The 23345-nt window shown below is 33.1% G+C and carries 20 protein-coding genes, 3 tRNA genes and 1 rRNA gene (1 of these 24 running past the window's edge); 11 read left to right on the top strand and 13 right to left on the bottom strand.

Going from position 1 to position 23345, the window contains the following annotated elements; all coding sequences use genetic code 11:
* Nucleotides 1-3 precede the first annotated feature (3 nt).
* Nucleotides 4-1173 (bottom strand): galactokinase, encoded by a 1170-nt coding sequence (locus tag PCY70_RS05660; protein WP_305768748.1) that lies wholly within the window; start codon nt 1171-1173, stop codon nt 4-6.
* Nucleotides 1174-1426: 253 nt separating this feature from the next.
* On the opposite strand from PCY70_RS05660, the gene PCY70_RS05655 reads away from it, so the two are divergent.
* From PCY70_RS05655 to PCY70_RS05630, 6 genes are all read left to right on the top strand, one after another.
* Nucleotides 1427-2119, top strand: a complete 693-nt coding sequence (locus PCY70_RS05655) for a PepSY domain-containing protein (protein ID WP_305768747.1) — start codon at nt 1427-1429, stop codon at nt 2117-2119.
* Complete coding sequence (locus tag PCY70_RS05650; protein WP_305768746.1) at nt 2109-2414, top strand: hypothetical protein; 306 nt, start codon at nt 2109-2111, stop codon at nt 2412-2414. The genes PCY70_RS05655 and PCY70_RS05650 overlap by 11 nt, the downstream gene beginning before the upstream one ends.
* Nucleotides 2415-2483: 69 nt before the next feature.
* On the top strand, nt 2484-3500 hold the full coding sequence (locus PCY70_RS05645) for a PepSY domain-containing protein (protein WP_305768745.1): 1017 nt from the start codon (nt 2484-2486) through the stop codon (nt 3498-3500).
* Nucleotides 3501-3635: 135 nt separating this feature from the next.
* Nucleotides 3636-4256 carry a hypothetical protein gene (locus PCY70_RS05640; RefSeq protein ID WP_305768744.1) on the top strand — a complete coding sequence of 207 codons (621 nt, stop codon included), beginning with the start codon at nt 3636-3638 and terminating at the stop codon, nt 4254-4256.
* A gap of 72 nt (nt 4257-4328) precedes the next feature.
* Entirely contained in the window at nt 4329-4577 is a 249-nt protein-coding gene (locus PCY70_RS05635; protein WP_010165760.1) for a hypothetical protein, read from the top strand.
* A 75-nt stretch (nt 4578-4652) separates the two neighbouring features.
* Entirely contained in the window at nt 4653-4910 is a 258-nt protein-coding gene (locus tag PCY70_RS05630) for a hypothetical protein (RefSeq protein WP_305768743.1), read from the top strand.
* A gap of 48 nt (nt 4911-4958) precedes the next feature.
* On the opposite strand, the gene PCY70_RS05625 is transcribed toward PCY70_RS05630, so the two are convergent.
* Both PCY70_RS05625 and ahpC read right to left on the bottom strand, forming a co-directional pair.
* A complete protein-coding gene (locus PCY70_RS05625; protein ID WP_305768742.1) occupies nt 4959-6584 on the bottom strand; it encodes an FAD-dependent oxidoreductase in 1626 nt (541 codons plus the stop codon).
* 60 nt (nt 6585-6644) lie between these two features.
* Nucleotides 6645-7208, bottom strand: coding sequence for an alkyl hydroperoxide reductase subunit C (gene ahpC / locus PCY70_RS05620; RefSeq protein ID WP_010165765.1), 564 nt, complete (start codon nt 7206-7208; stop codon nt 6645-6647).
* Between the two features lie 163 nt (nt 7209-7371).
* Between ahpC and PCY70_RS05615 the strand changes: the two genes are divergently transcribed.
* Nucleotides 7372-8289, top strand: coding sequence for an aldo/keto reductase (locus PCY70_RS05615; protein ID WP_305768741.1), 918 nt, complete (start codon nt 7372-7374; stop codon nt 8287-8289).
* A gap of 7 nt (nt 8290-8296) precedes the next feature.
* Here the strand turns inward: PCY70_RS05615 and PCY70_RS05610 are convergent, their stop codons facing one another.
* Both PCY70_RS05610 and PCY70_RS05605 read right to left on the bottom strand, forming a co-directional pair.
* Complete coding sequence (locus tag PCY70_RS05610; RefSeq protein ID WP_305768740.1) at nt 8297-10030, bottom strand: GGDEF domain-containing protein; 1734 nt, start codon at nt 10028-10030, stop codon at nt 8297-8299.
* Nucleotides 10031-10119: 89 nt separating this feature from the next.
* Nucleotides 10120-11928, bottom strand: a complete 1809-nt coding sequence (locus PCY70_RS05605) for a GGDEF domain-containing protein (RefSeq protein WP_305768739.1) — start codon at nt 11926-11928, stop codon at nt 10120-10122.
* Between the two features lie 152 nt (nt 11929-12080).
* On the opposite strand from PCY70_RS05605, the gene PCY70_RS05600 reads away from it, so the two are divergent.
* Both PCY70_RS05600 and bsh read left to right on the top strand, forming a co-directional pair.
* Nucleotides 12081-13226 carry an alginate O-acetyltransferase AlgX-related protein gene (locus PCY70_RS05600; protein ID WP_305768738.1) on the top strand — a complete coding sequence of 382 codons (1146 nt, stop codon included), beginning with the start codon at nt 12081-12083 and terminating at the stop codon, nt 13224-13226.
* 51 nt (nt 13227-13277) lie between these two features.
* A complete protein-coding gene (gene bsh, locus PCY70_RS05595; protein ID WP_010165775.1) occupies nt 13278-14249 on the top strand; it encodes a choloylglycine hydrolase in 972 nt (323 codons plus the stop codon).
* A 29-nt stretch (nt 14250-14278) separates the two neighbouring features.
* Here bsh and PCY70_RS05590 read toward each other — a convergent pair whose 3' ends face one another.
* Together PCY70_RS05590 and leuS are read right to left on the bottom strand one after the other, a co-directional pair.
* On the bottom strand, nt 14279-15136 hold the full coding sequence (locus PCY70_RS05590) for an aldose 1-epimerase family protein (protein WP_305768737.1): 858 nt from the start codon (nt 15134-15136) through the stop codon (nt 14279-14281).
* 54 nt (nt 15137-15190) lie between these two features.
* A complete protein-coding gene (gene leuS / locus PCY70_RS05585; protein WP_010165779.1) occupies nt 15191-17587 on the bottom strand; it encodes a leucine--tRNA ligase in 2397 nt (798 codons plus the stop codon).
* Nucleotides 17588-17784: 197 nt separating this feature from the next.
* Here leuS and PCY70_RS05580 point away from each other — a divergent pair, with 197 nt between their 5' ends.
* Nucleotides 17785-18570 carry a hypothetical protein gene (locus PCY70_RS05580; protein WP_305768736.1) on the top strand — a complete coding sequence of 262 codons (786 nt, stop codon included), beginning with the start codon at nt 17785-17787 and terminating at the stop codon, nt 18568-18570.
* A 154-nt stretch (nt 18571-18724) separates the two neighbouring features.
* Nucleotides 18725-19456 (top strand): hypothetical protein, encoded by a 732-nt coding sequence (locus PCY70_RS05575; protein ID WP_010165783.1) that lies wholly within the window; start codon nt 18725-18727, stop codon nt 19454-19456.
* 44 nt (nt 19457-19500) lie between these two features.
* On the opposite strand, the gene PCY70_RS05570 is transcribed toward PCY70_RS05575, so the two are convergent.
* The 6 genes from PCY70_RS05570 to PCY70_RS05545 form a co-directional block, all read right to left on the bottom strand.
* Nucleotides 19501-20049, bottom strand: coding sequence for a GNAT family N-acetyltransferase (locus PCY70_RS05570; protein WP_010165785.1), 549 nt, complete (start codon nt 20047-20049; stop codon nt 19501-19503).
* Between the two features lie 21 nt (nt 20050-20070).
* Nucleotides 20071-20601 carry a dihydrofolate reductase family protein gene (locus PCY70_RS05565; protein WP_305768735.1) on the bottom strand — a complete coding sequence of 177 codons (531 nt, stop codon included), beginning with the start codon at nt 20599-20601 and terminating at the stop codon, nt 20071-20073.
* A gap of 309 nt (nt 20602-20910) precedes the next feature.
* A tRNA-Cys gene (locus PCY70_RS05560) sits at nt 20911-20981 on the bottom strand.
* Between the two features lie 59 nt (nt 20982-21040).
* Nucleotides 21041-21112, bottom strand: a tRNA-Glu gene (locus tag PCY70_RS05555).
* A 12-nt stretch (nt 21113-21124) separates the two neighbouring features.
* Nucleotides 21125-21196: transfer RNA gene (locus PCY70_RS05550), tRNA-Asn, on the bottom strand.
* Nucleotides 21197-21261: 65 nt separating this feature from the next.
* Nucleotides 21262-23345: ribosomal RNA gene (locus tag PCY70_RS05545) — 23S ribosomal RNA — on the bottom strand (it continues 822 nt past the right edge of the window).

The following is a 23345-nucleotide window of genomic DNA, read 5'->3' as shown; positions in this document are numbered from 1 at the left end:
CCATCAAATTATATTTTTTGTATCTTCTACTTTTGTTGGTCCATCACCAATTTTGGCAATATAAAAATCTGCCGCATATCCAATCTTGTCGAGGTATGCTTTCCCCACATTCTCTACAAACGCTTCTATTTTATCGTTTTCTACAATAGCAAGAGAACATCCGCCAAACCCTGCCCCTGTCATTCGTGCGCCCAATGTGCCAGGCTGTTCTTGCGCTGCAGCAACCAAGGTATCAAGTTCTATTCCAGTTACTTCATAATCTTCTTTTAGTGATTTATGAGAAGCATTGAGCAATTTTCCGAATTCTACCAAATCATTATTTTTAAAGGCTTCTGCCGAGGCTTTTGTTCGAATGTTTTCTGTAATGGCATGACATGCTCGTTTATATTCATTTTCGGTAAGAAGATCTTTGTTTGCTTTTAAATCTGCCAAATCAATTTCACATAGGTTCTTTGCGTTAACTTTAGATTGGAGCTTCGCCAACGCGCTTTCACACTCTGCTCTTCGTTCGTTATATTTTGAGTCTGCAAGCTCACGGCGCTTATTTGTGTTCATAATTACGATTTTTGTGGTAGGCATATCTACTGGAATATATGTGAAATCCAGGGAGTTGCAATCTAGCAGAATAGCCTTATCTTTTTTGCCTAGAGAAATCGCAAACTGATCCATAATTCCACTATTTACACCAATATATTCATTTTCCACTTTTTTGCCTAGCAATGCTGCCTCTACTTCTGTAATCGGCAAGTTAAATAACGATTTAAATATTTGGATAATTAGCAATTCTAGAGATGCTGATGAAGAAAGCCCCGAGCCGTTTGGAATATTTCCATAAACTACGGCATCAAATCCGCTATTAATTTCTGGATACTTTTCCAATAAAAATTTGGCTACACCTTTAGCATAATTCGTCCAATTATCTTTTTTATCATAATCCAGGTGATCTAAATTAAATTCTATGATACCTAGGTCTTCAAAATTTTTCGAGTAGCATCTAACAGTTTTGTCGTCACGTCTTGCAACAGCAGCATAGGTCCCTAATGTAATTGGACACGGAAATACTAATCCACCATTATAGTCGATATGCTCACCTATCAAATTAATTCTTCCTGGCGAAAAATAAATTACTTCTGGCTCTTTATTAAATACCTCTACAAAACATTCTTGTAACACAATATTGCCCCCTTTTATCTAAAATTATATGCTTATTATATATTTTAAAATTAAATAAAACAAGTAGAATAATCTGATTTATTGATTTTTTTTAATCAGCTTTAATATTACTTATCGATTACAAATTATTTTTTTCGCATTAATAAATTTCAAAATAGTATTGTTCTTAACACAAGTTACATATATTAATATATTACATGGTATTAAATATTTTTTTGCGCCATGTACTTTGATAATTTAATGAGGTGATAATATGAATAAGAAATTTTTAGTTGTAGCACTAGCACTAGCAATGAGCTCTACCGTGTTCGCAGCAGCTGGAAGTACTGCAGGATATATCAGCAAATCTCAAGCAAAATCCATTGCGTTGTCTAATGCCGGCGTAAATGCTTCCGATGCCACATTTGTTAAAACAGAAATTGACACCGAAAACGGCAAGCACGAAATCGACATCGAATTTTTTGTACAATCTACCGTAAGCGGAATACCTGTCTACAAAGAATATGACTATGATTTAAACGCTTTCACAGGCGAAATTATTTCTAGAGATGTGGACATAGAAGGGTTTAATGATTATACAGTTGATACGGACTGGGATGGTGTTGATGACAGATTTGATGACTATAATAATAACGCAAACACCAAGTACATCAGCGAATCAAACGCTAAACAAATCGCTCTTGCTCATGCACGCATAAATGCAGCAGATGCAACATTTGTCAAAACCGAACTTGATAGGGATGATGCAGAAATTGAAGTAGAATTTTTTGTCAAAACCACTATTAACGGTATACCAACATATAAGGAATACGACTATAACTTAAACGCTATCACTGGAGCCATTCTTTCTGCCGATATAGATATCGAAAATTTCAATGACAAAGATGATGATGACTGGGACGATGACGATCGATACGACTGGGACGATGACGACGATGATGACTGATGACCGATACGACGACGACGATGATGACTGGGACGACCGATACGATGACGACGATGACGACTGGGACGACCGATACGATGACGATGACGACGATGACGACTGGGACGACCGATACGATGACGACGATGATGACTGGGACGACCGATACGATGACGACGATGATGACTGGGATGATCGATACGATGACGACGATGATGACTGGGACGACCGATACGATGACGACGATGATGACTGGGATGATCGATACGACGACGATGATGACGATGATGACTGGGACGACGACTGGGATGACTAGAAAATTATGCCTGCTACAATAGCAGGTGTATCCATTAATATATAATTTGAAAACTTCGCGAGGTGATATATGAATAAGAAATTTTTAGTTGTAGCACTAGCGCTAGCAATGAGCTCTACCGTAATGGCAGCAGCTGGAAGTACTGCAGGATATATCAGCAAATCTCTAGCAAAAGCAATCGTATTGTCTGATGCCGGCGTAAATGCTTCTGATGCCATTTTTGTTAAAACAGCCCTTGACATCGAAGACGGAAAACCCGAAATTGATGTAGAATTTTTTGTACCATCTATCATCAATGGGGTACCTGTTTATCAAGAGTATGACTATAATTTAAACGCTTTCACAGGTGCAATTCTCTCCAAAGATACAGACATAGAAGAGTTTAACAATCACATCAGTGATGCAGATTGGGATGGTGTTGACGATAACTTCGATAGCTCTAACAATATCGCAGGAACCAAGTACATCAGCGAATCAACCGCTAAACAAATCGCTCTTGCCCATGCACGCGTAACTGCAGCAGATGCAACATTTGTTAAAACCGAACTTGATAGGGATGATGCAGAAATTGAAGTAGAATTTTTTGTAGCAACGACAATCAACGGTCTATCAACATATAAAGAATATGATTATACATTAAACGCTTTTACTGGAGACATTATTTCCGTCGATGCAGATATCGAAAATTTTAATGATGATAAAAACTGGGACGACATCTTGGATCAGGCCTTGGATAAGTGGGAATATGCTTTAGATGATACATTGGATGACTGGGAAAATAATTGGAACGACTGGGAAGATGCCTGGGGAGATGCTTTGGACGACTTGGAAAGCAATTGGGATAACACTTGGGATACCTGGGAAGACAACTGGGACGATTCTTTGGATGATACATTAGATGAATGGGAAGATACCTGGGAAGATAATTTGGATGACTGGGAAGATATTTGGGATAGCTGGGAAGATAATTGGGACGACACCTTTGATAGCTGGGAAGATTCTTGGGACAGCTTAGAAGATAATTGGGACGACACCTTGGATAGCTGGGAAGATGCTTGGGATGACTTAGAAGATGTTTGGGATTGATCTTCAGACTAACATTTAATGCAAAATTTCTTTAAAAAAAATGGTTGAATTTAATTTTCAGCAATAGTTAATATAGTAACTGCTGGACTTAATCTAGATCACTAATGACATTAACTTTATATCGGAGTGATAATTATGAAAAAAATGTTTCTTATTGCAGTAATGTGTTTAACAACAACGCTGAGCACCCTGGCCGCTACTCCCTCTAATCGTATCATTTCTGCCGAAACTGCAAAGACAATCAGTGCAGCATATGTAAAAACAGATATATCAGAACTGTCTTTCTCCAAAGTAGAATTAAATCCAAACACTCTAGAAATAGACATAGAATTTTTTGCTCCCATTATCAATACTGACATTTCTTCATTGGCCTTATACCAATTTTATAGGTGTACATTAGATGCACAAACCGGCGCCGTCATTTCTAGTAACATGAATTTAGATGGTCACGCAATTCTCACCAAAAAACCCATCACTCCTGTAATTCCAGCAATTACTGAAGATTTTATATACACCAATAATTGGGACACTGCCGAAAATGATTTAAATACTGATGATACCTATAGTGTCAGTACATATAATCCAAACTTAGAAGCATTAGAAGATGATGATATTTGGAATCTGGCTGAAGATGGTTGGGACACTGCTTGGGAAGCTTTTAAAACAGAATGGAAATCCGATTGGGAAGCTTTTAAAATTTCATGGGAAAATCTTAAAAATGAATGGACTATATTTTTTGACAATCTCGAATGGTAACACACTTTGATCACAAAAAAATTATTTTAATACTATACTATAAATAAGTATTATTATTTACGGAGGATTAACATGAGTTTACATTTTTTAAAAATAATCTCTATAATTTTTATAGTAACTTTTGCTGGATTATCCATATTTGGCTTTAATACTTTTTTGAACGAAGACACCGCCAATCACATAAACTTAATAGCATTAGGAATATTAAATTTTGTTATTGCCAAAGGTGTCTTCAATAAGTCTCAATTTATAATTGGAATTTTTAATATATTAGTCGGAACTTTAGCTTTTATCACAGCATTTTTTTCTATAGTTTTTTAAATTTTTGTAACAAAAAGCCGAATTGAATACTATAATATATCAGAATCATATTAACACTGGAGTGGAGGTCTCTATATGGAACTCAAATTTACCGCTACTTTACTAGGACTTATTTCAGTATTTTATTCGACTTTAACTTTAATTACTAGTGATCCATCTGTTTTGTTGCAACGTTTGTCTTTTGCAAATCATGTCAATTTAATATGCCTAGGAATACTCGGTTTATTAATAGCTATCGATAACTTGGCTAATAAGCACAAATTGCTTGCTATTATAAGCACTATACTTAGTGGTGTAATTTTTATCATAGAATTATTTTTAATATTATATTAATAATTTTATCGCAGACCAACCAGCTGCGAATTTTGTTTTTGAACAAGCCTACACTTCACTTAATATATTTAAAATTTGTGTAATAGTTTTACGTCCAAAATAAACTTCTTTATCATCAATTACCATGCAAGGAACACTCATTACATTATATTTATTTTTTAGATCATTGAAATGTGCAATATCAATAATCTGAGTTTTTATATATGGATTTAATGTGGCAATTTTTCCTACTGCCATAACAACATCTGGACACATGGTACAATGCAGTGAAATCAACACTTTTATGTTGGTTTTTGACTTTAAGGATTTTGCCTTGGCTTCATCTTCCGCTGAAATTGTTTTTCCTGGCCCTGCAATATTATATAAGCTGATTATAAATGAATTAAACTCATGTCCACCTGGCATTGAATAAAATTTAATTCCACTAGGAGTCCCATCGGCATACAATAACTCTAAATATGGTGCCATTTCTTCTTTATTTGCCTGACTTTTTGTTGCAACCAATTTATCGGAAAGATGGTCTATTTCATCCATTAAACTTGACATCTCTAGTGCCAAAGAGCTTTCGTTTAACACAGCATTTATAATAACCTTATTTTCAAATTTTTCAAAAACAGGAACCAATTGATCAATCATTTCTTGACTCAAAAATGCATCATCCATCTGTGTTATTGCTGGATTTAAGACTTTTTTGGATCTCGTTGTTGTTAAAGTAAATGCCGGGATACCCAGTTTTTCATGCATCGCGGTTATATATTTTTCCGCAGCTACAGCAGCAGTTGCTCCATTTGATACTGCTGTTACCACTTGGCGCAATTCTTTTATACATACATCTCCTGCAGCATACACACCTGCCACATTCGTTTCTTGCTGCATATTGGTTATAATATAACCTTCATCTTTTTCGATGCTTTTATCTAGCCATTCGGTATTTGGTGCGTACCCAGCAAACACAAAGACCCCTATGCCTCCATTATTTTTTTCTACTCTTTCTTCACCTGTTTTATTGTTAATCAGTCGAATTGCTTTTAGGATATTATCTCCCCAAATTTCTTTTACTTCTGTATTAAAGTGAACTTTGATTTTTGGATTTTTCAATACTTCATCACTAATTATTTTGGGCACATTAAATTCAGATTTTCTAACGATTATTTGTACATTATTTGAATATTTGGTTAAAAAGGCACCTTCTTGAACTGATGCTAGACCTCCTCCTATAACATATATAGGCATGTCGGTAAAAAATTCTCCATCGCAAGTCGCGCAATATGCAACTCCTCTTCCTTTATATTCCTTTTCACCCTTAAATCCTATTTGTCGTGGATAAGCACCCAGTGCCAAAATTATTCCAAAAGTTCTATACTCTCTAATATTGGTCTTAACAATTTTTATATCTCCAGACATATCTAATCCAATAACTTCTTCTAACTTAAACTCTGTCCCAAAAGACTCAGCTTGTTTTTGCATATCTTGAGTTAATTTAGTTCCACTTGTAGAAAGTACCCCAGGATAATTCACTATTTCGGATGTGATTACAATTTGACCACCAAACTTCTCTTTTTCAAGAACTAAAGTTTTATACTTTGCTCTAGACATATATATCGCTGCACTGAGCCCCGCAGGCCCTCCTCCTACAATTATCATGTCATACATATCGTCATAATTTTTTTCCATTCTAGTTATCCTTTCTAAAAAAAATACACTTAGCCCCAAAGCTAAATGTATTTTATTTGCTTATAACAATCCCACTAAATCAAGGCTGGGTTTTAGAGTTTTACTTCCAACCTCCCATTTAGCTGGACAAACTTCGTCTCCATGCTTATAAACATATTGCAGAGCCTGAACACGTCTTAAAAGTTCGTCAGAATTTCTACCTATATTACCAGCCAAAATTTCATACGCTACAATTTTTCCTTGTGGATTTACGATAAAAGTTCCACGCTCTGCCATCCCATCCTCTTCAATATAAACATCGAAGCTACGAGCTAAATACCCTGTTGGGTCGGCAAGCATTGGATATTCAATTTTTTTAATAGTTGGCGACGCTGAATGCCATGCTTTATGAACAAAATGCGTATCACAAGATACGGAGTATATTTCGCAACCTATTGATCTAAACTCTGGATATTTATTAGCAAGATCTTCTAGTTCTGTAGGACATATAAATGTAAAATCTGCAGGATAAAAAAAGAATACGTTCCATTTACCTAACGTATCTAGTTTTTCAATATCTTTAAATTGATTTTGATAATATGCTTTTGCACTAAATTCTACAATCTCTTTTCCAATTAATGACATAAAAACCCTCCTAAATTAATACAAAATATTCATAAAAAAATAATCGTTTGCTAAAATTCAGTATAGCAATCCAATTTTTATTTGTCAAGGCGGCTTGACTATTACCTATAATGAATGATAAGTTATAGATAGGTATAAAATTTTATAAAACTTGGAGCACATTATGAAAAAAATCTTAATTAAGGAAATCAACTTAGAAGTACCAGAAATTGCTTTAGGCTGTATGAGAATTAATCGCTTATCTCAATCTGATGCGCAAAGGTTAATACAAACAGCATTGGACGAAGGCATCAATTTTTTTGATCATGCTGATATATATGGTGCCGGTGAAGCAGAAAAATTTTTTTCCCAAGCAATCGAAATGAATAGTTCTATCAGAGAAAAAATGATATTACAAAGCAAATGTTGTATAAAAAAAGGACTATATGAAGCTTCAAAAGAGCATATAATTTATTCTGTTGACAATAGTCTTAAAAACCTCCAAACTGATTATTTAGACATATTATTGCTCCATCGTCCTGATGCATTAATCGAACCAGAAGAAGTTGCCGAAACTTTTGATGAGCTCAAAAAATCTGGCAAGGTAAAATATTTTGGTGTTAGCAACTTTAATGCTTATCAAATCCAACTCTTAAACCAATATTGTAGTCAAAAAATGGCTATAAATCAGCTGCAACTGAGTATTCCTGAATGTAAGATAATTGATTCTGGTTTAAATGTAAATACAAGCTTTGATGCCGGAATTAATAGAGATGGAAGCATCCTAGACTATTGCAGATTAAATAATATTACCATTCAAGCATGGTCACCATTTCAAAAAGGTTTTATTAGTGGCACTTTCCTTGATAATCCGGAATATAGTTTATTAAATTCTGTAATTTATGAACTAACGCAAAAATATTCTGTTTCTAATAGTGCGATCGCTGTTGCCTGGATTTTAAGACATCCTGCAAAGATTCAAACCATTGTTGGGACCACAAATTTCGAACGACTCCAAAACATTGCTAAAGCTTCTCAGATTACTCTTACTCGAGAAGAATGGTATAGGCTATACACAGCTGCTGGCAAACACTTACCATAAGTTAATTTTACACCTCTCCATTTGTGAGGGGTATACTTTGATTCATTGCAATTTTTTCGCTTGTCAAATATACCCCTATAATTTTAGAAATATATATTAGCGTATTAATCATTTTTTGATTCCACTCATGATTTTTAGTACACCTGTCATATCCAGCAATCAATTGAACTTTGTCCATTTTTTCGATTGCACAATTTAGCATTGATATAATATTATCGTCTATACATACCTCCACTAAACATTCTGGAGCTTCTTGAGTATTAGAAAAAATACCTATACCTTGTTCGCCATACAATGCTACTAGCTCCTTAATATAACTTTCGTCCACAGTATCAAATTTAGATTTTTCTATTCCTTCATTACACCATTGATAGGTGTGCTTATACACTTGTAATTCCTCATCATATTTCATAATATAGCATCGATCCATATGAAATAGCTTTCCTATATATTCAAATATTCTTAAAATCACCTTTTCTTTTAACTCACTTTCACATAACATTTTAAAAACTTCGAAACATACAGCCGCATCAATAAACTGCGCACTATTTCTTTTGATTGAATCAATGCCTGTATTTTGTAAATCAGTATTTTTCGCTTTCATATTTTCTTTGTATATACAATATTGATTTTTGCCACCTTGCTTTGCATTATACATGGCTATGTCTGCTTTATTAAATAACGTTGCAAAATTATTTCCATCTCGACTATACGACGATACTCCTATACTGCTAGAAATTTCATATTTATTAACTCCATCAAAATATACATTATTAAATGCATGTAAAATTGCATTCAGCCGTTCTTTTAAGACTTGTTCGTCTTTAAGATTTTTCAAAAACACCATAAATTCATCGCCGCCAATTCGTGCAATAACATCTCCGCTTCTAAAAATATTTTTCAATCGCTCTGCCAAAGATGTCAGTACTATGTCTCCATAAGAATGCCCCATATTGTCATTAATTGCCTTAAAATTATCGATATCAATTATTATTAAATAGCACGTTCCCTTTGCATAATCATTTTTTAAGATATATTCTACTAACTCTATACTTGTCACTTTATTATAGCAACCAGTTAGCAAATCTCGTTCCGAGTTAAATTTATATCTAACCTCTGCATCGATATCTTTAATTACACCAAAAATTTTTGTAGGCTTTCCATTTTCGAACTCTATATCATACGCTATACTAATCCACGGCATAGTATTACTATTAGTTTTCAGTCTAAACTCATAAATTGACTGTTCTCCTCTTTTCATACTTTTAATAAATTCGCTAAAAATTTCTACATCTTTCTCTACCAATCCTTTAGTATAAAATTCTACTAAGGGGATAGTTTTGTATGCATTATGCATTAAAAAATCGCGATAAAAAACAAATTCATTCTTTGCAATATCAAACGTAAAAAATGCATTTTCATTTAAAGTAAACATAACATTAGTCATAGAATAACTAACTTTCTTTTTAGTCTTCGATGAGCCTATTACCACAAAATCTTCATTTAAATGATCTACACAATAAACGTATATTTCCTGTTTAGGAATAAAATATAAAGTTATCAAAAATTTTTCATCATTTTTTAATACATTAAAATTTAATTTCTTTTCACTTAAATATCCTAAATTCGTTTTTAAATGCAGTGTTTTATTGCTAGATACACTATTGTCTTGAGCAATAAGAAATGTATCCAATTTACCTATTGGTGGCATCTTAACAAAATATTCTATTTTATCAATCAAAATTTTGTAATGACCTTTTTTTCATCTAAAATAGCAATGGCGTCATGAATATGCAGAAATAATTCATCTCCTTTTAAGTCATCAAACACCTACGCATCACCTCTTTCTAAAAAGAATTTCAAATTTCCAAGTCCCAACAAATACACTCCTACTGTTTTGGCCAAAAAAACCAGAGTATTAATACTTTTTTGGGTCCATTGAATCTGTGGTGTATATCTATCAAATCCTATTGTTAACATAAAATTTTCATCTATATTTACTGAACAATGTAGCATAGATTTAATGTCTCTATATGGCATTCCCGCCCAAAACTCTTCTCCAAATTCCATAGAAGAATCAAAATAGAAAATTCCTCCTTCGTCATATAAATTTAAAATTGGTTGAATTAGAGATAACGGTATCTCTCTGGGAAGAGCTGGCATGTCATCAGATTTTCCATTGACCCATTCATACTTAAACATACTTTTTCCTAATGCTTTATTAACTTTAAAAATATATACTCTGTCAATATCATATTGATTTCCCAATATATTCATTATTTTATCTAAACATTCAATAGGATTTTTTTCACCATAAAAAACATTAAATAGGTTAAAGCAAATATCAATATCTATAAAATGTGAAGAAATTCTTTTCATAGAGTTAAAATGCGTTCCCTCTATTATCAGACTATCATCATACTCCATCTCATTATAAATTACGTACCGATTTTTACCTGCATTTTTCGCCTGATACATAGCAATATCTACCTTATTTGCAAGTTCACCAAAAGTCACTCCATCTTTTCCAAATCGACTTACTCCTATACTACTTGATATTTCATGCTCCATATATCCATCTAAATATTTCTGATTAAAAGCCTTGCAAATTTTTTCAAGTATCGTACACAAACTGTCTGTAGATTCAACATGCTTTGTATATACTAAAAATTCGTCACCTCCAATCCTCCCTATTATATCAATTTGGTGAAAAATAGATTTTAGACTATCAGCTAAATTAATTAATACTGCATCTCCAAAAATATGTCCTAAATTATCATTTATAGCTTTAAAATTATCCACATCTATCATGATCAAATAACTATTTGCCGTACTATAATTGAGAGCTTTTTCAACAAGTCTTTCTGTTGTTAGCTTGTTATATAATCCTGTTAGCAAATCACGTTCTGATTTATACTTATATTTTATTTCAGCGTCAATTACCTTTAATACTCCGAAAACACTTATAACTTCATTATCATTAAATTCTATATCATAATACATTCTAAACCAATTATAACTATCTCCTCTAAATTTTAAGCGAAATTCTGCATTATCTTTTTTTAATTTAGTAAATCCTTGAATAAATTTTTCAAAATTTTCTACGTCATCATAGTGTATAAAATTTGACCTTAATATTTCTTCATATGAAATCACCAAAATAACTTTACTAAACAAAATATCTTCATAAAACATAAATACTTTTTCCACAGCCTCATATTTGAAAAAAATATTTTTAAAAAATTGAGTTATCATATTGCTTAATTGTTGCCTCATATTAGCTTTTTCAAATGTTTTTTCCACACTGCTTTCTTCTAAATTATAATTTTCATGTATGCAACAAAGATATTTTTCTTTTTGAGGAAGATATAAGAATAAATGTATATACGAACTAATTTCATTTTCAAAATTTACTTGAAATTTTTTTTGTTCACTAAATACTCTATCTAAGATTTCTTTAATGTCCATATCTGGAAATTTTCTTTCTTCAGATACTCTTAATTTACTTAGCTTACCTTCTTTTTTAAACGTGGCATCAAAATAATTTTTTGTATCCATTAAAATCTGATAACTATCATTTATACAATCTATTAATATAATAACATCATGCTCTAATTGCAATAATTTTAAATTTTCCATTTTTTTTCTTTTAGACACCCCTTTTTGCATGTATTTAAAATATTTTATCATAATGTTATATTTTTGGCAAACTAGGATAAACGGATTTAATTAGACAAAATCATCTATATGTGACATAATCTGTATATTATATTAAAATGGAGGAATATCTTATGACCGCTATACTATTTTTTATAATTTTACTTTTTATTAGTAATCAAAATATTGACATGTTTTTTGATCAATATAATCATGCAAAACATGAAAATGTCTCTATAAAAGAAACCAACCAAAATATAGAAAAATTATTTGCTGAAAATTTTATAAATAAGCAATATTATATCAACTTAAATGCAGATATTGCTAACCTTTTTAATCACAAAGAACTAAATCGAGTTATCAAACTTTCTAATGGGCATCTTACAGAAGCTGTTCCCAAACTTGATACTGAACCTTACGCCACCAATACACTAAAATTTAATGAATATCTCGATAATTTAAATATACCATTTATATATATACAAGCACCTCATAAATTACCTAATGATTTTGAACTACCTCTTGGTTATGAAACTTTTGCTAATCGCAATGCTGATAATCTAATTTCTCAACTTGATGATATCTCTGTACTAGATCTACGACAATTAATTATGGCTGAAGGATTATCCCATTATAATTTATTTTACAAAACTGATCATCATTATAAAATTGAAACAGCTTTTTGGGCCACTTCCAAGATTACCGACTTTATATCACCAATTTTATCTGTAATTCCTAATTCATATCTTCAAGATATTAACAACTATCATTGTGATACCTACGAAAACATCTTTTTAGGTTCCCGAGGCTCTAGAACAAGTGAATCATTTGCGGGTAGTGATGATTTTACTGTAATTTATCCAAAATTTGATACATACCTTACGATAGATATTCCCACTAAGAATATCCACAAAACGGGTTCTTTCTCTGAAACTCTTATGCATACACAAGCAAATATAGCGTTAAATGTCCCTCATCAGACTAATATTTATGAAATATATTTAGGTTGGGATGTTGATTATCTTAAAATCACCAATCATTTTTCTGTAAATGACAAAAAAATATTTATAATACGAGATTCTTTTGCACGACCTCTAGGTCCTTTCTTATCTCTGCAATATGGCGAGGTTCATATGGTAGATCTTAGAAAAAATACACCCGATGGATTATTAACACATATTAATGAAGTCAATCCAGATATAGTTATTTTAATGCTTTGTCCGCAGACCTTTGAAGATAAAATGTTTACGTTTTTACCTACAAACATAGATAAAAAATAATAACTTTGGGAATAATAACTATAAATTTAATTTTAAAGGAGGGTATCTGATATGTGCACTGCTATTACTTTAAAGACTAGCCAAGATACTTATTTATTTGGTAGAACACTCGATCTTGAATATTCTTTTAATCAAGAAATCATTTTTGTTCCCAGAAATTTTAGATTTAATAAACCTCCTCTTGTGGCAGAGCCCAAATATGCAATTTTGGGAATGGCAACAAAATTTAATGGATTTCCACTCTTTGCAGATGCTTTTAATGAAGAAGGGCTTGGAGTTGCTGGACTCAATTTTCCCAAATATGCTGTATATTCAAAAAAAAATCTCCCCAACAAAAATAACGTAGATATTTTTAACTTTCCATTATGGCTTCTAAGTAACTTTAAAACTATTCAAGAGGCAAGAACATCTCTCACAAATATTAACTTAGTAGACACACAACTTGATGAAAGTTTTCCTAATTCACCTCTTCATTTTATAATTACTGATAAAACTGGAGAAACCATAGTCCTAGAACAAACTAAAGGAAATTCTAGAATTTTTGATAATCCCTATGGAGTTTTGACTAATTCACCTGATTTTTTATGGCAAAGAATAAATTTGAGTCAATATGTTAATCTCATACCAAAGCAAATTTTAAATCTCCAAGGCACCGCCATAAATGCTCTTAGTAATGGCACTGGTCTTTTGGGGCTTCCTGGAGATTTCACTGCACCTTCTCGCTTTGTACGTGCCGCTTTATTTAGGGAATTTGCCCAAAAGAATAGTGTAGATATAAACGAAGCAACATTTTTTCAAATATTAGCCAATGTATCTATTCCCAAAGGCGCTCTTATTACTTCTCAAGGAGATATTGACTACACACAATATACAAGTTGTATGGATTTAAATCGTGGCATTTATTATTATAAAACCTATAACTCTCAAGCTGTATATCAAGTCAATTTACATGCTCAAAATAAAAATGAGACAAGAATAGTTTCGTTCCCATACAACAATGAATTTATTACAATAAAGCTATGATTATTAAGGGTTCTACTAAATCTGGAACCCTATTTAATTGTTATTTTATGAACACACTCAAATTGCTTCTGCGACATTAATTTTAATGCTGTCGATTTATTTATCAACTCTTTGCTATCATGAACAAAGTCTGCATGACCGTACCAAGGTTCAAAACAAATAAACGGCGCATCTGGAGACCATAATGCTACATATGGAAAATTTGTTATATCAAAAATTACTTCATGTTTATTTTTATTCGAATGCAACGTCATTTTACTACTTTTTAATCCTTCAAAAATAATTACTCTCTCATGTAACAATTGATGAGAGAGATGTATAGTAGTCCCTTTAAAAAATCTTTTGATTACATCAGCATAACCATTTTTTGAACATCCAAATGTTGTGGTACTTTCTTCGGAATCAAATGTGATTTTATAATCATCAAATTGCTCATTTTCTAGTAATGGGCATCTAATTGCTGGATGAGCTCCAATTTTAAATGCCATTTTTTTACTATCCATATTTTTCACTACATATTTAGTATCTAGCGTATCTTCATTTAATGTATATATTATATTCAATACAAATTCAAATGGATAGATTCTTTTCGTTTCTTCAGAAGCCCTTAGCTCAAAAGTTACACTTGTTTCAGTTTGCTCTATTACGTCAAATGTTTGATGCCTTGCGAAACCATGAGATGGCATCGGATATGTTGTTCTTTCATAAATATATTCATCGTCTACAATTCTACCTACAATTGGAAATAAAATAGGTGCTTGATATTCCCAATAAGTTTTGTCTCCACACCAAATATACTCAATTCCTTCATTATTTACTAAAGATGTAAGTTCTGCACCTTTTAGTTTAAATTTCGCTGTTAACTTATTATTTTGTAAAACAACCATATGTTCATTTATCCTTTCGTATATAGTGAAGGGGCATATTGCCCCCAAATATTATTATTTTGCAACAATATTTATAAGTCTACCCGGTACATAAATTTCTTTCATAATATTCTTATTTTCAAGTCTTGCTTTTACAATTTCTTTAGCCTTAGATATAATTTCTGTTTCTGTTTCATTTTTTGCCACTTTCAATTTACCTGCCATTTTTCCAGATATTTGAATAACAATTTCGATTTCTGCATCTTCCATTTTCTTTTTATCATATTTAGGCCACTTTTCATCAAATATAGATGTAGAATGCCCCAACATTTCAAATAATTCACTTGCAATATGAGGAGTAATTGGAGATAGAAGAATTACTAAGGTTTCAAGAGTTTTTTTATCAACTCCGCCAAATTGCTTTTGAAGATTTAGCAAATTATTAGTATGCTCCATAAATCCACTCACTACAGTATTTAAACTAAAGCCTTCCATACGTGTAGTAATGTCATAAATAAGCTTATGGCGTTCTCTTTCTAAATCAGTATTTTGTTTAATCTCTTTGTTAGTACTCACAAGTCTCCATATTTTATTTAGGAACCTATAAACACCTTCAATACCTCTGTCATCCCATTCACTATCTAGCTCTGGAGGTCCAATAAACAATTCATACATACGAAGCGAATCACAACCATAATTTTTTACTAAATCATCTGGAGAAACCACATTTCCTTTAGATTTGCTCATCTTAATACCATTTTTAGTAACCATACCTTGATTAAATAATCTTGTAAATGGTTCTTTAAAATCTACCACTCCAATATCTTGCAAAAATTTTGTGTAAAATCTTGCATATAATAAATGCAATACTGCATGCTCAATTCCACCAACATACATATCAACAGGCAACCAATCTTTCATTGCTTTTTTGCTAATAAGCTCTTTTTTATTATGAGGATCTGTATATCTTAAAAAATACCATGAAGACCCTGCCCATTGAGGCATAGTATTAGTTTCGCGTTTTGCGGGTCCTCCACACTTAGGACAAGTAGTATTAACCCACTCTGTTATAGCCGCTAACGGCGATTCACCCGTTCCAGTCGGTTCATAACTTTCAACATCAGGCAACATTACAGGAAGGTCACTTTCTTTAACCCCAACAACACCACATTTATCACAATGCACAATTGGAATAGGCTCTCCCCAATATCTTTGTCTCGAAAATACCCAATCACGTAACTTATAATTTGTAGTTTTCTTTCCAATATTCTCTTTTTCTAGATAATCTGCAATAACATTTTTAGCTTCACTAGATTTCATTCCATTAAACTGTTCAGAGTTTATCATAACCCCTTCTTCTGTATATGCTTCTAATAATTCTATTTCTACTCCATCTTTTGAAATTACAGGAGTTATTGGCAGATCAAATTTTTGCGCAAATTCAAAATCACGGGCATCATGAGCAGGTACACACATTATTGCACCTGTACCATAATCTACAAGCACATAGTCGGAAATCCAAATCGGTACTCGTTTTCCGTTTAGCGGATTTATAGCATATCTCCCTAAAAATACTCCAGTTTTTTCTTTGTCGGTCATTCTATCTATAGAAGATTTTGTACTACTAGCAAACACATATTTTTCAACTTCTTCTTTTTTATCATTAGTTGCTAATTTACTTACCAATGCATTTTCTGGTGCTAATACCATAAAGGTTGCTCCAAAAAGTGTATCTGGTCTAGTAGTAAAAACTTTAATTTTATCATCTAGACCTTCAACTTCAAAGTCAATTTCAGCACCATAACTTTTTCCAATCCAATCTGCTTGCATTTTCTTAACTTTTTCAGGCCAATCTAAATTTTCTAAATCTTCCAGCAGTCTACTAGCATATGCTGTAATTTTCAGCATCCACTGCCTAAGATTTTTCTTTGTCACAACACTACTACACCTTTCACAAAGCCCCTCTTTAACTTCTTCATTTGCAAGCCCTGTTTTACAAGATGGACACCAATTAATAGGCATTTCTTTTTCATATGCTAACCCATTTTCAAACATTTTTAAAAAAATCCATTGTGTCCATTTATAAAATTCTGGATCGGTTGTATTAACCTCTTTTTCCCAATCATATATAGCTCCAATTTCTTCTAACTGCCTTTTGAAATTTTTCACATTCTCTGCTGTCGCTATTGCCGGATGCATCTTCTTTGCAATTGCATAATTTTCAGCTGGTAATCCAAACGCATCCCATCCCATTGGATGCAGTATATATTTATTATTCAAAATTTGATATCTAGACCATACATCCGATAACACATATCCTCTCCAATGCCCAACATGTAGTCCATTTCCTGAAGGATAAGGAAACATATCTAAACAATAATAATTTTCTTTGCTAGGTGTTTTTTTGTTGATAGGATTTTCCTCCCATTTTTTGCGCCATTTTTTTTCTATTAAGCTATAGTTATAATTCATAAAATCTCCTTTTATATTTTTTTTAAATATATCATGTAATTTGGCAAAAATCAACCTCATCTGTAAGAGTATTACATTCATTCCTTAAAATTAATATACTAATTCATCTATTTTACCAAATCAATGCTCAATCAGTGCTAAAGCATACAATTGCAGAATATAATACAATCGTATAAAAAAGAAAGGAGGGTACGTACATGGCAGTTATAAAAAATTATTTACCAACTTTGATCAAACTAGGTATTGCAGGATTATTAGTCGTAATTTTTGATAAATTAATTATTGGTATATTATTTGCCAAATGGATTAGAACTTTTACATTTATGGCACTATTAATTTACCTCGTAATTAACCATAAATTGATAATTGAGAAAATAAATACTATTTTTACTCATTTCACATCTACACACAGTTCTTATAAATCGTATACTGTTAAAACTGCTATTGCTTTGCCAATCATCATTATTGATGCAGCAGTTCTTGGCCATGGATTAGAAGTCTACGCTGGCTTAGCCTCATTACACAAGATAGCATATGTCATGCCAGATTTCATTTTGTTTTCAGTCTGTGCATATACCTTATACAATAAAGAAAAAATTATTGCAACCGCTAAAAAAATCATTACTGTTATTACCAAATACGTACTACCCAAAATATTAATTATTGTTGCTGCTTATATTGTTATTACTCTTGGAAACATAAATTTTAACACAAATTCTGTAGTAGCAAATGAACACTCCAATCTCACATCTTCACAATTAATGATATCTAACAACAATACTTCAGCAGTAGAACAGTCTCTAATTTCAACATCTCAGCAACCTTCTATTGAACTGCAATATCAATCATCTCTTGCTTATACAGAACAGTACTTTAATTTTTCATCATTTAATTCAATTGATTTAGTTTTCTTCTATGTCATGGCAATTACTTTTATAATAGCATCGCCATTATTAATGAAAAAAATTCACAAAAATATTTAATAAATATCCCAACCATGGAGAAATTTAAACTTCATGGTTTAATTAACAATATTTGATATAAAAACTTTTTTTTAAAGTAATAATTAAAATTTTTATTTTTGAACATAATAATGTATAGTAATTCAATATTTATTATTTAAAGGAGTCTCCAACAATGTATATCCTAAGTTGTAATATGCAAGGTAATGGTAATGAAAAATTTTCCGTCCTAACTACCAAAATGCAAGATCTAAACATTAGTCCTGATGTTTTTATGCTTCAAGAAGTAGGTAGCCGTAGTAATCCTGGTTTTATACTAGAAGAAGAATATGAAAACTATATCTGTATATTAACTAAGCCTAATCCTACTGCTACCAATTTACACTGTCATATCTGTATTTTGGTAAAACAAGAATTGAAACGCGATTTTAAATTTGAAGAACTCATTAAAAATATGGATAGCCCTGTACTTGTAATGTATGATGAAGATATTGCTATCGCAACTATGCGTGCTATTACTAATACTTCTGAATCAACAGCTCACGTAAAGTCAATGCTTAAAACTTTTGAAGATTGGACAGAAAATAAAAAAATTAATAGTTGGATTTTAATTGGAGAATTTAACTCAGAAATCATTAATTATAATTCTGATAAAGAATTTAATTATGAATTTAACCATATAATCCCATATAGTGGATTACGTGTTAGAGGTGGTAGGTTTGAGTGTGATCTAGTTTGTTCCAAAAATCTTTCGTTAAATCCAAGTGGTAATGAAGTTGTTTCTTTAGATTTTGCATTTAGCCGCAATATTAGTTATTCTGCACCATTAAATACTTCTATTATTAGTAATATCGATATTGGTCAAGGCAATCAAAATCCCAAAATTATTAATATCAAATCTTCATAAACAAAAAAGGGTCAAGTACTATTTAATAGTATCGACCCTTTTCTTTAATAAAATTTAATAAAATCAACAGTATCTACACCTTGTAGTTCTTTAGCAGGTTCTTCAATGTCTTTTATTGGATATACATAATACGCTGTATCTAACCATTCATCAAACTTATAACCTATTTTTTCCATTGTAGCTACTAAAGTAAAGCCTAATTTTTCATGAAATTTCATACTTTTTTTATTAGAAGACGTAATAATAGCATAAGCAGTATAAAAACCTTGTACTTTTAGCAATGCTAGTAATGCTTTATATAAATACTCTCCTATTCCTTGTTCAACAAAGCTCGGATCTAGATATATAGAAGTTGTAACAGAATATTTATACCCTTCTCTATCCATAAATTTAGTCGCATACGCAAAACCAATAATATCTCCTTCTAATTCATATACTATATATGAATGAGTTTTAGCAATGGTATTCACACGATTTTTAAACTCTTCCAAACTAGGTAATTCTATTTCAAGACTCGCTCCCGTATATGTTACATAATAACTATAAATTTTATAAATTCTTTCAATATCTGTGTCTTTTACAAATCTAATCACTTTCAAAATCCTTTCAAAATCTTATTGCTTTTTATATTTTAAATCTACAATTCCATTATAACTTCTAGTAGCTAGTAATTTTAGGTTAACTGCTATATTTTTTGCATTAAAAAGACGTAGTCCGTTTCCTAATATAATCGGTATGATGGTTATCCAATATTCATCTATCAAATTTTCATTATGAAATTGACTAATAATATTCGCTCCACCACAAATCCAAATATTTTTATTATTTTTCTTTTTTATATTATCAATTAACATTCCGATATTTTGATTTGTAAATATTATTTCTTCCCTCGAATTATATTCTTTATTGGTAAGAACATACGTTTGCTTACCTTTATATGCCCATTCTTTTGGTGACAATTCATTTACAATTTGATCATACGTTGTGGAACCTAAAATTACAGTATCTACAGTTTCTATAAATTCTAAAAAACTACCAATATTTTTAATATCACTTCCATCACCATGAAGCCAATTTACTCCTCCATTTTCATCTGCAATATATCCATCTAAACTCATTGCAATATATACTATTACCTTGGGCATGTCCCTCCTCCAATTCGATAATCATATGATATAAGAATTTTATTTTATTAATTTACATTAATTATTAAATATATGTTTTTTATAAACACATACATAAAATTTATTCAATAAAAATTCTTCAAAATAGAACATATAATTTAAATAGCTACTTCCTTAGTAATGTAGTCATTATCTATCATAACACAGGTTACATATTCCTGTCCACTTTTTTATATATGTAAAAGTTATTTTTCTCATTCTTTTTACTTTTTTCTGCAATAAAAAAGAGAAGATACAAAATCCTCTCCCTATTAACTACAAAAAATAAAAAGGCGACAACCAGATTTGAACTGGTGGTGAAGGTGTTGCAGACCTCTGCCTTACCACTTGGCTATGCCGCCCTAACTTGGCAACCACTTAATGAGAACAAATGTTTCCTAAAAGCAAATTATTACCAAAATGACCCATGGGAGAATCGAACTCCCGTTACCGCCGTGAAAGGGCGGTGTCTTGACCGCTTGACCAATGGGCCTAAATTTTACAGCTCCCCGAGTAGGGTTCGAACCTACGACCCTTCGGTTAACAGCCGAATGCTCTGCCGCTGAGCTATCGAGGAATATTGTACTTTCAAAACTGAACACAATGAAGAAAAGAATATACTACACAAAACCCATTTTAAATTAGGTCAAACCCTCGAACCATTAGTATTGGTCAGCTCGAATGTTACCACTCTTACACCTCCAACCTATCTACCTTGTAATCTGCAAGGGGTCTTACTTCTTACGAATGGGAAATCTTATCTTGAGGTCTGTTTCACGCTTAGATGCCTTCAGCGTTTATCATATCCAGACTTGGCTACTCTGCTATAGACTTGGTAGTCTAACAGATGCACCAGCGGTCCGTCCAACCCGGTCCTCTCGTACTAAGGTCAGCTCCTCTCAAATTTCCTACGCCCACGACGGATAGGGACCGAACTGTCTCACGACGTTCTGAACCCAGCTCGCGTACCGCTTTAATGGGCGAACAGCCCAACCCTTGGAACCTGCTACAGCTCCAGGATGCGATGAGCCGACATCGAGGTGCCAAACCTCCCCGTCGATGTGAACTCTTGGGGGAGATAAGCCTGTTATCCCCGGGGTAGCTTTTATCCGTTGAGCGATGGCAATCCCACTTTCATACCACCGGATCACTAAGTCCTACTTTCGTACCTGCTTCATCCGTCGATGTCACAGTCAAGCAACCTTATGCCTTTGCACTCTTCGAATGGTTTCCGACCATTCTGAGGTTACCTTTGAGCGCCTCCGTTACTCTTTCGGAGGCGACCGCCCCAGTCAAACTGTCCACCTGACATTGTCCCAAATCCGGATAACGGACTATGGTTAGAAGTTAAGTATTACAAGAGAGGTATCCCAACGTTGGCTCCATCAATACTGGCGTACTGACTTCACTGCCTCCCTCCTATCCTGTACATGTAACACCCAACCTCAGTATCAAGTTACAGTAAAGCTCCACGGGGTCTTTCCGTCCTGTCGCGGGTAACCAGCATCTTCACTTGTACTACAACTTCACCGGGCGTGCTGTCGAGACAGTACCCAAATCATTACGCCTTTCGTGCGGGTCAGAACTTACCTGACAAGGAATTTCGCTGCCTTAGGACCGTTATAGTTACGGCCGCCGTTTACTGGGGCTTAAGTTCAAAGCTTCGGATTGCTCCTAACCTCTCCCCTTAACCTTCCAGCACCGGGCAGGCGTCAGCCCCTATACTTCATCTTTCGATTTAGCAGAGACCTGTGTTTTTGCTAAACAGTTGCTTGGGCCTATTCTCTGCGGCCAGTATTTCTACTGGCACCCCTTATCCCTAAGTTACGGGGTCATTTTGCCGAGTTCCTTAACAACACTTCTCCCGTCGGCCTTAGGATTCTCTCCTCATCTACCTGTGTCGGTTTGCGGTACGGGTACCTATAATGCAATAGCAGCTTTTCTTGGCAGCTCTTTCAGAATCTTCCCTACTTAAATTTCGGTCCGTATCACAACTTGCTTTGCTCTTCCGGTTTTTCCTAGAAGACCGCTTGTTGCTTACACACGCATTCCCATTTCGTGCAATTCTTATTTCTCTGCGTCCCTGCAGTTCTGATTATAGGTAGTACTGGAATTTCCACCAGTTGTCCATCGACTACGACTTTCGTCCTTGCCTTAGGTCCCGACTTACCCAGGGCAGATCAGCTTTACCCTGGAAACCTTAGATACTTTCGTTGCCTATAAGATTTACCCTCACTTATACTTACTCGCTACTCATTCCGGCATTCTCTCTCTAAACCGCTCCACAGCTTCTTACGATACTGCTTCATCGCTGTTTAGATGCTCCTCTACCAATCAATAAATTGATTCCATAGCTTCGGTGGTGTGTTTTAGCCCCGGACATTTTCGGCGCAAGATCTCTCGACTAGTGAGCTATTACGCACTCTTTGAATGAGTGGCTGCTTCTAAGCCAACATCCTAGTTGTCTTCGAAATCTCACATCCTTTTCCACTTAACACACACTTTGGGACCTTAGCTGTTGGTCTGGGCTCTTTCCCTTTTGACTATGAATCTTATCACACATAGTCTGACTGCTTAAAATATCTTTCTGGCATTCTTAGTTTGATATTCTTCGGTAAGGCTCTCGCCCCCCTAGGAAATTCAGTGCTTTACCTCCAGTAGACTTTTTAAACGCTAGCCCTAAAGCTATTTCGAGGAGAACCAGCTATCTCTGGGTTCGATTGGAA

This window comes from Candidatus Epulonipiscium viviparus (assembly GCF_030708075.1).
In the GTDB taxonomy this organism is placed as follows: domain Bacteria; phylum Bacillota; class Clostridia; order Lachnospirales; family Cellulosilyticaceae; genus Epulonipiscioides; species Epulonipiscioides viviparus.
This window is presented reverse-complemented; position numbering and strand designations above follow the sequence as displayed.